The sequence below is a fragment of the Terrabacter sp. 2TAF16 genome (assembly GCF_052115065.1).
GTDB lineage: Bacteria > Actinomycetota > Actinomycetes > Actinomycetales > Dermatophilaceae > Terrabacter.
In genome coordinates this window covers 634,660-646,970 of the sequence record NZ_JBFRFZ010000006.1, presented here as the reverse complement: position 1 = coordinate 646,970, position 12,311 = coordinate 634,660, and the positions used below count along the sequence as shown (strand labels likewise).

Below are 12,311 nucleotides of genomic sequence, written 5' to 3'. Positions count from 1 at the left end.
GGTCAGGCGGGCACGTCGGCGCCCGTCGGGTCCGTGTCGGTCTTCGAGACGGCCGTCTCGAAGTACGGGGAGGCGAGGGCCGCGATGGCACCGCCGATGAGCGGCGCGACGATGAACATCCACACGTGAGCCAGCGGCTCGCCGCCGTTGAGCAGGGCAGGACCGATGGACCGGGCCGGGTTGACCGAGGTGCCGTCGAGCGGGATGCCGACGATGTGGATCACGGTGAGCACGAGTCCGATCGCGAGTCCGGCGAAGCCCGGTGCCGCGGCCCGGCTCGTCACGAGCAGGACGACGAGGACGAGGAGGAAGGTGAGGACGACCTCGAGCACGAAGGTGCCACCCGCGGTGATCGTCGCGCCCCAGTTGTTGGTCCCGAGGGCGCCGGTCTCGTCCTTGACGCCACCGAAGCTCGAGACCATGAGCTTGAGCAGGGCCGCGCCGACGATCGCACCGACGAGCTGGGCGATCCAGTAGTAGATCGCCTCGGTCGTCGTGATGCCCTTGCGCATGAGCACGCCGAGGGTGACGGCGGGGTTGACGTGGCAGCCCGAGACGGGGCCGATGGCGTACGCCAGTGCGAGCAGCACGAAGCCGAAGGCCACGGCGACGGCGAGCCTGCTCATCGTCTCGAGGCCGACGACGGCGGCGCCCACGGCGAAGAAGACGAGGATGAACGTTCCGACGGCCTCGGCCACGGCCTTGCGCGTGAGGTCAGGAGTCGGGCCGGCAACGGTGCTGGAGTCAGGCATGAAAGTCCTTCCTTAGCAGGGCGAGCGGGCCCGTTCCCCCGGGGCGCTCGTCTTCAGAGTAGGGGTGAGGCGGTGCCGAGTGCAGTCATCTGCGCGCCGCCTCGCGGGGCGCCGGCTGGACCCCGTCGTCGAGCTCTTCGTATTCCCATGGTGCGCCGACCGTTCGGGGAGGACACTCGTGTGGGGACCACAGGGACTCACAGGTCGATGGGGGACTCGCATGAGCGGGTTCGAAGAGACGGGCGACGAGGCGGTCGGGGGTGCCCACCAGCTCGCCGACCGGCTGGCGACGACGCAGGAGCAGCTGCGGGCGACGAGCGACATCCTCAAGGTCCTCACGGCCTCGACGACGGGCGGCGCCGCCAGCCGCGACGAGGTCTTCGACGCGGTCGTCGACAGCGCCCGGCGGCTCCTCGGCGCGCAGGTCGCGCAGATCTACCTCGTGCAGGATGACTCGTTCGTGCTCGCGCGGTCGAGCGGACTGACGCCGGAGTTCGTCGACTTCGTCTCGCAGCACCCGATCGTCCGCGACCGCGCGACGTTGGTCGGACGGGTCACCATCGACCGGAGGGTGCACCAGATCGAGGACGTCCTCGCCGATCCGGACTACCGTCGCACCGACTTCCAGCGGGTCGGTGGCTACCGGACGATGATGGGCGCGCCGATGGTGGTCGGCGACCAGGTCGTCGGCGCCCTCAACGTGTGGCGCACGCAGGTCGCGCCCTTCGACGAGGCCGCCGAGGAGCTCCTGTCGACGTTCGCCGAGCAGGCGGCGCTCGCCCTTCGGCACGTCGAGCTCTTCTCGGCGCTCGAGAGCAGGTCGGCCGAGCTCGCCCGCAAGGTCGACCAGCTCGAGGCGCTCGCCGAGGTGGGGGAGGCGATCAGCTCGACGCTCGTCGCGGACGAGGTGCTGACGACGATCGTCAGCCACGCGGTCGAGCTGTCGGACACCGACGGCGGCTCGCTCATGGAGTTCGACGAGGCGACGGGACTCTTCCGGGTGCGCACGGCCTACGGCACGAGCGAGTACGTCATCGATGCGCTGCGGGCCGCGGAGATCCACATCGACCGCACGTGGGTGGGCCGGGCCGCGCGCGGCCGGCGGGTGCTCCAGATCCCCGACCTCGACGCCGCGCCCGGGCCGCTCGACCCGCACCTCGCCGTCCTCCACGGGTCGGGCTGGCGCTCGCTCGTTGCCATCCCGCTCGTGCGTCCCGACCGGGTCGTCGGGGCTCTCGTCGTGCGGCGCAAGTCGACGGGCTCGTTCAGCGACGAGACGTGCGAGCTGCTCGCGGCTTTCGCGAGTCAGTCGGCCGTCGCGCTGACCAACGCCCGCCTCTACCAGCAGCTCGAGCAGCAGAGCGTCGCGCTCGCCGAGGCCAGCCAGCACAAGTCGGAGTTCCTCGCGAGCATGTCGCACGAGCTGCGGACACCGCTCAACGCCGTCATCGGCTTCTCCGAGGTGCTCCTCGAGCGGATGTTCGGCGACCTCAACGAGCGGCAGGAGGACTACCTCCAGGACATCCACTCGGCCGGTCGCCACCTGCTCGCCCTCCTCGGCGACATCCTCGACCTGTCCAAGATCGAAGCCGGACGCATGGAGCTCGACCTCACGACCTTCCCCATCGACGACATCCTCGTCCAGGCGCTCTCGCTCGTGCGCGAGCGTGCGGCGCTGCACGGCATACGCCTGACGCTGGAGGCGTCGAACGGGCTCGGCCTCGTCACGGCGGACGAGCTGCGCCTCAAGCAGGTCCTGCTCAACCTGCTGAGCAACGCCGTGAAGTTCACGCCGGACGGCGGCAGCATCGTCGTCCGGGCCTGGCGCGACGGTGAGGAGGTCGGCGTCACGGTCACCGACACGGGCATCGGCATCGCGCCGGCGGACCAGGAGCGCATCTTCGACTCGTTCCAGCAGGGCGAGCGGACGGCGTCGTCGAGCGAGGGCACCGGCCTCGGTCTCACCCTGAGCCGCCGCATCGTCGAGCTGCACGGCGGGCGACTCTGGCTCACGAGCACACCGGGCGAGGGGAGCACCTTCGGGATCTCGGTCCCGCAGCCCGACGCCGACCGGGAGGCCGGCGGTGATTTCTGGACGGTCGACGGCGACGACGTCGACGGTCCGACCGTCGTCGTCATCGAGGACGACCCGCGCTCGGCCGAGCTCGTCGAGCTGCACCTGCGTGCAGCCGGTCTCCGCCCCGTCGCCGCGTCGACGGGCGAGCAGGGACTCGACCTCGTCCGGGCCCAGGACCCGGTGGCGGTCGTCCTCGACATCCACCTGCCCGGGATGGACGGGTGGGAGGTCCTCACCGAGCTCAAGAACGACCCGGCCACGGCCGACGTGCCCGTGGTCGTGGTCAGCGTCGAGCCCGAGCGCGGCCGTGGCTTCGCCCTGGGGGCCACGGAGTACCTCGTGAAGCCCGTGAGCGGCGAGCACCTCCTCGCCGCCGTGACGCGGCTGCTGCCACCGCCGCGCGCGGACGAGCAGAGTCCTCGGCTGCGCGTCGTCGTCGTCGACGACGACCCCCTCGCCCTCAAGCTCGTGCGCAGCACGCTCGAGCCGCTGGGCTGGGAGGTGCACACGTGCGCGGGCGGCCAGCAGGCGGCGGACCTCGTGCGTGCGGTCGCCCCGTCCGTCGTCGTCATCGACCTGCTCATGCCCCACGTCGACGGCTTCGCCGTCATCGACGAGCTGCGGCCGCACCGAGACTCCGATGGGCCGCCGATCGTCGTGCTCACCGCGAAGTCCCTGACACCACAGGACCGCTCGCGTCTCGAGGGGCGCATCGCGTTCGTCGCCGAGAAGGCCGGCATCGACCTGCCGGGGCTCGCGCGCCGGCTCGCGACGGTCGCCGCCGAGCACGTGCGGGAGGGGGAGGGGCCGTGAGCGAGCTGCCCGTCGTGCTCATCGTCGAGGACAACCCGCGCAACCTCAAGCTCGCGCGGGACGTGCTGGAGTATGCCGGCTTCTGCGTCCTCGTGGCCACCACCGGTGAGGATGCGGTCGAGCAGGCGAGGACCAGCCTGCCGGACGTCATCCTCATGGATCTCCAGCTGCCCGGCATCGACGGCTTCGCCGCCCTCGAGCTGATCCGGGACCACGAACCGACGGCGCACATCCCGATCGTCGCGCTCACGGCGTTCGCGATGCACCGCGACCGCGAGCGGGCCCTCGTCTCGGGCTTCGCCGGCTACCTCGAGAAGCCGATCAGCGTCCGTGAGTTCCCGGCACAGGTGCGCCGTCATCTGCCCCGACGGGAGGCGCCGGAGCCGTGACGCCCCTCGACCGCGATGCCAGGGTCCCGCCGCTCACGGGCGTGCGGGTCCTCGTCGTCGACGACCTCGAGCAGAACCGCAAGCTCATGCACGCCGTCCTCGAGCCGCGGGGCTTCGTCGTGCGCTCGGAGGCCTCGGGGCAGGCTGCCCTCGAGGCGCTCGCCGTGTGCGAGGTCGACGTCGTCCTGCTCGACGTGCTCATGCCGGTCATGGACGGCTACGAGACGTGCGAGCGCATCAAGGCCGACCCCCGCACGGCGATGCTGCCCGTGGTCATGGTGACGGCGAGCGGGACCCAGCAGCGGCTGCGCGCCCTCGAGGTGGGCGCCGACGACTTCATCACCAAGCCGTTCGACCAGGCCGAGCTCGTGGCGCGGGTCCGCTCGCTGGCGCGCGTCAAACGACTGCACGACACGGTGCTCGAGCAGACCGTCGCGCTCGAGCGCTGGAACGCCGAGCTCGAGACCCGGGTGGCCGAGCAGGTGGACGACCTCGACCGGCTGGGCCGCCTGCGCCGGTTCCTGTCTCCGCAGATCGCGGGCCTCATCGTCGAGTCCGGCGACGAGTCGTTCCTCGAGAGCCACCGACGCGACATCACCACGGTCTTCACCGACCTCCGGGGTTTCACCGCGTTCGCCGAGACCGCCGAGCCGGAGGAGACGATGTCCGTGCTGCGCGACTACCACGGCGCCCTCGGGGAGCTCGTCTTCGCCTACGAGGGCACGTTGGAGCACTTCGCCGGCGACGGGCTGATGGTGTTCTTCAACGACCCCCCGCCGTGTCCGGACGCACCCGAGCGGGCCGTGCGGATGGCGCTCGACATGCGCGACCGCATCGACGACCTCGCGTCCGGGTGGTCCCGGCAGGGGCACCAGCTCGGCTTCGGGGTCGGCATCGCGCAGGGCTACGCGACGCTGGGTCGGGTCGGCTTCGAAGGACGCTGGGACTACGCGGCGATCGGGACCGTCACCAACGTCGCGGCCCGCCTCTGCGCGGCCGCTGCCGCCCGCCAGATCCTCATCAGCCCCCGCGTGCGTGCCGGGATCGACGAGCGCTTCGAGACGCGCTCGCTCGGGCCGGTGGAGCTGCGCGGCATCTCGCGGCCTCTCGAGGTCCACGAGGTCATCGGCACCACCGACCGGGAGGACGACCCATGAATGCGACGACCCAGGCCCCGATCGTCCCGACGGTGGACGGCGGTGGCCTCGACGCGCTCGACGAGGCGGCGCGCGGCAGACTGTTCGACGACCTGCAGGAGGCCCTGCCCGAGGTCTGGCGCCGCTTCGGTCAAGCCGACCCACGGGAGTCGGTGGTCGTCGTGCCGTCGATGAGCGTCGACAACCTCACGCAGTCGGCGGGCGCCATGAACCAGGCCATGGAGGAGCGTTTCCTCTTCATGCTGCTGCTGCTGCGTCAGCCGCGCCTCCGGATGGTCTACGTGACGTCGATGCCGATCAACGAGCACATCGTCGAGTACTACCTGTCGCTGCTCCCCGGCGTCATCCCGAGCCATGCCCGGGCCCGACTCGACCTGGTCTCGGTGGGTGACTCCTCCCCGCGGCCTCTGACCGACAAGCTGCTGGCCCGCCCCCGGGTCCTGTCCCGCATCGCCTCCCTCGTGACGGACCCGGCAAGGTCGCACCTCGTCCCGTACACGAGCACGACGCGCGAGCGTGACCTGGCGCTGATGCTCGGCATCCCCATGTATGCCGCGGACCCGCGCCTCTATCCGCTGGGCACCAAGACCGGCTGCCGACGGATCTTCGCCGAGGCCGGCGTCGACCATCCCTTCGGCGCCGAGGACGTCCACTCCGTCGACGACGTCGTCGACGCCGTGCTCGAGCTGCATGCGTCGCGGCCCGGCGCACAGTGGGCGATGGTCAAGCTCGACGAGGGTGTCTCGGGCTCCGGCAACGCCCTCGTCGACCTGACCGCCGTGGACGCGGCGGCCGCGGCGGCCGCGGCGGCCGCGGATCCGGGCGGCGAGACAGCCGCGCTGCGTGCGGTCGTCACCGACCGGGTGCTCGGCATGCAGCTCGAGGACGCACGCATCGAGACCGGTGCCTACCTCGGACGGCTCGACGAGCGCGGTGGCATCGTCGAGGAGCGCATCGTCGGTGACGAGGTGCGCAGTCCGAGCGTGCAGCTGCGCGTGACGCCCCTGGGGGAGCTGGAGATCCTCTCGACCCACGACCAGGTCCTCGGTGGCCCGACGGGCCAGATGTACCTCGGTGCGCGGTTCCCGGCCGACCCGGCCTACGCGACGACGATCACGAGGGAGGCGGAGAAGGTGGGTCGGGTCCTCGCGGACAAAGGGGTGCTCGGGCGGTTCGCCCTCGACTTCGTCGTCGTGCGCCGGGGCGAGCAATGGCAGACCCACGCCATCGAGATCAACCTGCGCAGGGGCGGCACGACGCACCCGTTCCTCACGCTGCAGTTCCTGACCGACGGCACGTACGTCCACGAGGAGGGGCGCTTCGTCACCCCGTCCGGCGCCGAACGCCACCTCGTGGCGACCGACCACCTCGAGGACGAGACGCTCCGGGGCATGGGTGTCGACGACCTCTTCGACCTCGTGGCGCGCGCCGGCCTGCACTTCGACCAGTCGCGCCAGACGGGCGTCGTCTTCCACATGATCAGCTCGATCACCGAGTGCGGCCGCGTCGGCATGACCGCCATCGGGGACACGCCAGACTCCGCCCAGGATGTGTTCGACCGGGCGGAGTCGGCGTTGCTCGCCGAGGCGCGTGCGTCGCTGGCGCCGCTCCCCGTGCCCCTGCGGGGGCGCCTCGGCGAGGGTCTGCGGTGACCATTCAGGGAGCGATCGAGGCCGAGTGGATGAGGGCACCCACGAACGCCTGGTGCCACGTCAGGCGGGCCACGACGGAGCGGGCCGAGGCGCCGCCGCAGTCGCACTCCCACGTCCACCCACCGCGCGTCAGGCGCGTCACCCGTGGGTGGTGGTGTGCCAGGTCGGGGTGGACCCGGCGTCGTGCCGTTGTCGTCGTCATGGAACTGCCTTCCCTCGGTGAGGGGTTCGCTGCCCCTCGTGCTGCGGATGTCCCGGTGCGGTCACGTTCTGGTGTCGTCTCCCACGACGGTCCCGCCGACGCGGGTTGCTGTCTGTGCGCGCGGCGACACCCCGGGAGTGCTCGCCGGCACCGGGTCCGGACGGCAGGGCGGCCGTGACCCTCGACCTCGGGCTGCTGTCCGACCTCGCGCCGGCCGAGCGTCGGGAGGTCGTGGCGTCGATGCACCGCCACACGTACGACGCGGGCGACGTGGTCTTCCACGAGGGGGACGCCGCCGACACCGTGCACTTCGTCGTCGAGGGCCGAGTCGTCGCCCGCCGGTCGTCGGAGCAGGGGGACCGGCTGGCCTATGCCGTCATGGGCCCGGGCCAGGCCTTCGGCGAGCTCGCGATGATCGTGCGCGCCGGCCGGCGGACGGCGACGATCGAGGCCGTCGAGCGGACCGTGACCCTGGCGCTGTCCTTCGCGGACTTCGAGCGGCTGTGCGACCGCCACCCTGAGGTCAACCGTCTCCTCGTGCGCCTCCTCGCCGCCCGGGTCAGCCGACTGACCGACGCGCTCATGGAGGCCTTGCACACGCCCGCCGAGCTCCGTGTGGTGCGCAGCCTCGTGTCCCTGTGTGGGGTGTATGCCGTGGCTGCACCGTCACGCTCACCGGTGACGGTGCACCTCAACCAGTCCGAGCTGGCCGAGCTGGCGGGGGTCACCCGGCCGACGGCCAACCGAGTCCTGCGTCGCCTCGAGTCGGCCGGGGCCGTGGTCCTCGACCGTGGCCGCGTCACCGTCGTCGACCCGCAGGCCCTGCGCCGGTCGGCGACCCAGGCTCTCGGGCCCGGGCCGGCCTGACCTCCGCGCGAGACTCGATGGCGTCTCGGGTCGCGGCCCACGCCGACGTCAGCCGTGGATGAACCGCTCGAGGACGCTCGCGAAGCGGTCCGGCTGCTCGAGGTGCGGGAAGTGGCCGGCGCCCTCGAACAGCACGACCTCGGCGCCGGGGAACACCTCGTGGGCGCGCTCGGCGTGGCCGACGGGGATCATCCGGTCCCGGGTCCCCCAGATGACGAGGGTGCGGATGTGGTCTGCGGTCGTCAGCTGCCCGTGCGCGTTGACCGTCTGGCCGCCGGGGTCGATGACGCCGCGGGTCGTGGCCAGGAAGGCCCGACGGCTCTCGGCGTCCGAGAGGGACGTGAAGCCCTTCCACGCGGCCGAGACGTCGGCGCTCGGTCGCCAGCCGAGGCCGCGGACGGCGCGCCCGACGGTCTCGACGCGGTCGCGCACCCAGGCCGAGGCGATGACCGGCAGCACGAGCTCGGCACCGGGGAGGGTCGCCGAGCGCAGCAGTGGGCTGACAGATCTCCCGAGGCCTCCGCTGGAGACGAGGACGAGGGCCTCGACGCGCTCGGGGAAGAGGTAGCAGAACTGCATGGCGATGCCGCCACCGAGAGAGTGGCCCACGAGCGTGACCTTCGCGATGCCGAGCCGGTCGATGAGGTCGCGCAGGATCGCGGCGTGCGACCCGAGCGAGTAGTCGCCGACGGGCTTGGCCGAGGCGCCGTGCCCGAAGAGGTCGGGGATGACGACCCGGTGCTCGGTGTCGAGGCGGTCGACGAGGTGGGTCCAGTTCTCGTGCGAGCCGAGCAGGCCGTGGATGAAGAGGATCGCGGAGCCGTGGCCGGTGTCGACGTAGGAGAGGTCGTGACCGCCGAGGTTCGCCACGCTCGGCGGGTATCTCAGCTCGGCCTCGTCCCGAGGGTCCTGCGTCCTGGTCATGGTGCGCCGTCCTCCCAGCAGGTGCGTGCGGCCAGGGACTGCGGTCGACCGCGATCCACACCTCCAGCCTCTCTCTCCTCAGGGGGCGTGGGCGCTGCCTGAGATACACGTCACCGCCCGCGGGCCGGCTTGGTAGCGTCGCGCCGCATGATCTACCACCTGGCCGAGCAGGCCCACTGGCAGCAGGCTCTCCGGGACGGCACCTATGCGCGTTCGACGCGCGGCCGCTCGCTCGCCGAGGAGGGCTTCGTCCACGCCTCGTCGGCGGAGCAGTGGCCCGTCGTGCGGTCGCGCTTCTACGCCGACGTCACGGAACCCCTCGTGCTGCTGCACATCGACGAGTCGCGGCTGTCGTCGCGCGTGGTCCACGAGGTCGGGGACCCGGCGACGGGTGAGACGTTCCCGCACGTCTACGGCCCCATCGACGTCGACGCCGTCGTCGACACGACGCTGCTCGAGCCTCCGCACGCCTGACGTGTCGAGAAGGCCCCGCCCGGTCGGTTCCCGTACGTCGAGTGCTCCCGTCGTGCGCTCCGTCAGTCGGGTCGGATCCGGCCCCGACCCGACTTGACCTCGGAGCGGCGCTTCTTGCCCTCGATCCGCCGCCGCTGCGAGCCGCGCGTCGGTTTCGTGGCCCGTCGGGCCGGCGGCGGGGGAGCGAGGCCGTCGCGCAGCAGGTCGACGAGACGCTCGCGGGCCGCGGCCCGGTTGCGCAGCTGTGAGCGCTGCTCGGAGGCCACGATCGTGAGCCGTCCGGCGACGAGCCGACCGTCGAGGGCGGTGACGAGGCGCTCGCGCTGGGCCGGCGTCAGGGCGGTCGAGGTCTCCGGGTCGAAGACGAGCTCGACCCGGCTGTCGGTCGTGTTGACGCCCTGACCGCCGGGGCCGGACGACCGGCTGAAGCGCTCGACGAGCTCGCCGGCGGGGATGACGAGACCGCGCCGCAGGCCGGGACCGGCTGCGATCACGAGGTCACTGCCGGGCTCGTTCACACCCCCAGTGTCCCAGCGGTGGCCGGCTCGGCGTCCACACGTGTGAGGTCGTGCCCATTCGAGGGCTCACTCGACTGGGAGGGTGGCACTCGAGTGGGCGCTTCTCACGGCACCGAGAAGCGCGGATGCCGTCCCTCCGTGACGGGGGGACGGCATCCGGTGGAGCGGCGTGGGCGACTCAGCGCGGCGGCATGCGCAGGGCGCCGTCGAGGCGGATGACCTCACCGTTGAGCATCGGGTTGTCGACGATGTGGCGCACGAGGTTGGCGTACTCCTCGGGGCGGCCGAGGCGCGACGGGTGCGGCACCTGCTTCTCGAGGACCTCCTTGACCTCGCCCGGCAGGCCGGCGAGCATCGGCGTCTCGAAGGTGCCGGGTGCGACGGTCATGACGCGGATCGCCTTGTCCGCGAGGTCTCGAGCCGCCGACAGGGTGAGGCCGACGATGCCGCCCTTGCTCGCGGCGTACGCCGCCTGGCCGATCTGGCCGTCGAAGGCGGCGATGCTCGCCGTGTTGACGATGACGCCCCGGTCGCCGTCGACGGGCTCGTTGCCGAGCATCGCCGCTGCCGCGAGCCGGAGCACGTTGAACGAGCCGACGAGGTTGATGTCGATGACCGTCTTGAACGTGTCGAGCGAGAGCGGCCCACCCCGCCCGATGACGCGGCCCGGTGTCGCCACCCCCGCACAGTTGACGGCGATGCGCAGCTCGCCGAGAGCGGTGGCCCGGTCGATCGCGGCCTGCACCTGGGACTCGTCCCGCACGTCGGCCGCGACGAAGACGGCGCTGCCCTCGCGCTGCGCGTTGAGCTCGTCGACGAGCGCCGGAGCCGTGGAGCCCTCGAGGTCGATGATGACGACGGTGGCGCCGTCGGCGACGAGGCGGCGCGCGGTGGCACCGCCGAGGCCGGAGCCGCCACCGGTGACGACGGCGACGGTGGACGAGTTCAGCTGCATGACAGGCCTTTCGGGCGTCGGGAGGTCAGCGGGAGCAGATGCCGGTCGGCGTCAACGGGCGAGGAGCTGGCGCGAGATGACGAGGCGCTGGATCTGGTTGGTGCCCTCGAAGATCTGGGTCACCTTCGCCTCGCGCATGTAGCGCTCGAGCGGGAAGTCCTCGGTGTAGCCGGCGCCGCCGAGCACTTGGACGGCGTCGGTGGTCACCTTCATGGCCGCGTCGGTGGCGATGAGCTTGGCGACGGCGGCCTCCTTGCCGAAGCCGCGGCCGGCGTCCTTGAGGCGGGCCGCGTGGAGGTAGGTGGCGCGGGCCGAGGTGACCGCGGCCTCCATGTCGGCGATGAGGAAGGCGAGTCCCTGGAAGTCGGCGATGCGTCGGCCGAACTGCTGGCGCTCGGTCGCGTAGTCGGCGGCGGCGTCGAGGGCGGCCTGGGCCAGGCCGGTGGCGGCAGCGGCGATGCCGAGGCGTCCCGCGTCGAGGGCCGACAGGGCCATCTTCATGCCGTCGCCCTCGCGGCCGACCAGCCGCGCGCCGTCGACGGGGACGCCGTCGAACATGACCTGGGCGACGGGGTCGCAGTGCAGGCCCATCTTGCGCTCGGGCTCGGCGAAGGTCAGGCCTGCGGCGTCACCGGGGACGATGAAGGTCGACAGGCCCTTGCCGCCGTTGTCGGACGTGCGGGCGAAGGTCGTGTAGTAGTCGGCGTGCCCGGCGTGCGAGATCCACGCCTTGGTGCCCTTGAGTGACCAGCCGTCGTCGGTGCGGGTCGCCCGCGTCGTCATCGAGGCGATGTCGGAGCCGGCCAGGGGCTCGGAGAGGCAGTAGGCACCGAGCTGCTCGCCCGAGAGCATCCCGGGCAGCAGGGCCTGCTGCTGCTCGCGCGTGCCGAAGGTCGCGACGGGGTAGGCCGTGAGGCTGTGCACGCTGACGCCGACGGCCACGCTCATCCAGACGGACGCGATCTCCTCGACGACCTGGAGGTAGACCTCGTAGGGCTGGTCGGCCCCACCGAACTCCTCGGGGTAGGGCAGCGACAGCAGGCCCGCCCGGCCCAGGGTGCGGAAGGTCTCCTCGGGAAAGGTGCGGGCGCGTTCGGCGTCGTCGACCTTCGGCGCGAGGTCCTTGCGGCAGATCTCTCGCGTCAGCTCGATCAGGTCGGTGGCTTCGTCGGTCGGCATCAGCCTCGTCGCTGGCATGGATCGATACTAGGACGTCCGAGCATTTCGTCCAAAGTGTGAGACGGACCCGGTGGTCAGGGGTTAGCCGCTGGTGAGGCCACGTCCGCTCAGTGGCTCGTACAGGGCACCACCTCACCGCTCGGCAGGACGCGAGATGTTCAGGAGATTCGCAGTCGGAGTGGTCGCCGCCGCACTGGTGCTGGGGCAGCAAGGTCAACTGCCACCACGACCACAACGCTGCCGACATCTTCGCCGCGACCGGCACCCCTGCTGCGCAACGCCTTCCTCGCGCTCCCCTGAGCGCCCGACCGGTGGCCGGGACCGCTGAGGTCCCGGCCACCGCCCTGCCCGG

Annotated in this window: 12 protein-coding genes; 6 read left to right on the top strand and 6 right to left on the bottom strand. The window is 71.7% G+C overall.

What is annotated here, in order from left to right:
• Window positions 1-2 precede the first annotated feature (2 nt).
• On the bottom strand, window positions 3-752 hold the full coding sequence (locus AB4Z14_RS11885; protein WP_442275339.1) for an MIP/aquaporin family protein: 750 nt from the start codon (window positions 750-752) through the stop codon (window positions 3-5).
• 220 nt (window positions 753-972) lie between these two features.
• Between AB4Z14_RS11885 and AB4Z14_RS11880 the strand changes: the two genes are divergently transcribed.
• From AB4Z14_RS11880 to AB4Z14_RS11865, 4 genes are read left to right on the top strand one after another with little or no spacing between them, the layout of a single operon-like run.
• Complete coding sequence (locus AB4Z14_RS11880; RefSeq protein WP_442275338.1) at window positions 973-3,642, top strand: response regulator; 2,670 nt, start codon at window positions 973-975, stop codon at window positions 3,640-3,642.
• Window positions 3,639-4,031, top strand: a complete 393-nt coding sequence (locus tag AB4Z14_RS11875) for a response regulator (protein WP_442275337.1) — start codon at window positions 3,639-3,641, stop codon at window positions 4,029-4,031. The genes AB4Z14_RS11880 and AB4Z14_RS11875 overlap by 4 nt, the downstream gene beginning before the upstream one ends.
• Window positions 4,028-5,188, top strand: coding sequence for a response regulator (locus AB4Z14_RS11870; RefSeq protein ID WP_442275336.1), 1,161 nt, complete (start codon window positions 4,028-4,030; stop codon window positions 5,186-5,188). Before AB4Z14_RS11875 ends, AB4Z14_RS11870 begins: the two co-directional genes overlap by 4 nt.
• Window positions 5,185-6,840 (top strand): peptide ligase PGM1-related protein, encoded by a 1,656-nt coding sequence (locus AB4Z14_RS11865; protein WP_442275335.1) that lies wholly within the window; start codon window positions 5,185-5,187, stop codon window positions 6,838-6,840. The genes AB4Z14_RS11870 and AB4Z14_RS11865 overlap by 4 nt, the downstream gene beginning before the upstream one ends.
• A gap of 4 nt (window positions 6,841-6,844) precedes the next feature.
• Here AB4Z14_RS11865 and AB4Z14_RS11860 read toward each other — a convergent pair whose 3' ends face one another.
• Window positions 6,845-7,042 (bottom strand): hypothetical protein, encoded by a 198-nt coding sequence (locus AB4Z14_RS11860; protein WP_442275334.1) that lies wholly within the window; start codon window positions 7,040-7,042, stop codon window positions 6,845-6,847.
• Between the two features lie 174 nt (window positions 7,043-7,216).
• Here AB4Z14_RS11860 and AB4Z14_RS11855 point away from each other — a divergent pair, with 174 nt between their 5' ends.
• Complete coding sequence (locus tag AB4Z14_RS11855) at window positions 7,217-7,909, top strand: Crp/Fnr family transcriptional regulator (RefSeq protein WP_442275333.1); 693 nt, start codon at window positions 7,217-7,219, stop codon at window positions 7,907-7,909.
• Between the two features lie 48 nt (window positions 7,910-7,957).
• On the opposite strand, the gene AB4Z14_RS11850 is transcribed toward AB4Z14_RS11855, so the two are convergent.
• Window positions 7,958-8,833, bottom strand: coding sequence for an alpha/beta fold hydrolase (locus AB4Z14_RS11850; RefSeq protein WP_442275332.1), 876 nt, complete (start codon window positions 8,831-8,833; stop codon window positions 7,958-7,960).
• 147 nt (window positions 8,834-8,980) lie between these two features.
• Between AB4Z14_RS11850 and AB4Z14_RS11845 the strand changes: the two genes are divergently transcribed.
• Entirely contained in the window at window positions 8,981-9,307 is a 327-nt protein-coding gene (locus tag AB4Z14_RS11845) for a DUF952 domain-containing protein (RefSeq protein ID WP_442275331.1), read from the top strand.
• Between the two features lie 62 nt (window positions 9,308-9,369).
• On the opposite strand, the gene arfB is transcribed toward AB4Z14_RS11845, so the two are convergent.
• The 3 genes from arfB to AB4Z14_RS11830 all read right to left on the bottom strand — a co-directional run bounded on the left by arfB (window position 9,370) and on the right by AB4Z14_RS11830 (window position 11,977).
• Window positions 9,370-9,825, bottom strand: a complete 456-nt coding sequence (gene arfB / locus AB4Z14_RS11840; protein ID WP_442275330.1) for an alternative ribosome rescue aminoacyl-tRNA hydrolase ArfB — start codon at window positions 9,823-9,825, stop codon at window positions 9,370-9,372.
• A 178-nt stretch (window positions 9,826-10,003) separates the two neighbouring features.
• The gene (locus AB4Z14_RS11835; protein WP_442275329.1) at window positions 10,004-10,780 is read right to left on the bottom strand and encodes an SDR family NAD(P)-dependent oxidoreductase; all 777 of its coding nucleotides are present in this window, start codon (window positions 10,778-10,780) and stop codon (window positions 10,004-10,006) included.
• Between the two features lie 51 nt (window positions 10,781-10,831).
• The gene (locus tag AB4Z14_RS11830; RefSeq protein WP_442275328.1) at window positions 10,832-11,977 is read right to left on the bottom strand and encodes an acyl-CoA dehydrogenase family protein; all 1,146 of its coding nucleotides are present in this window, start codon (window positions 11,975-11,977) and stop codon (window positions 10,832-10,834) included.
• Window positions 11,978-12,311: the final 334 nt, after the last annotated feature.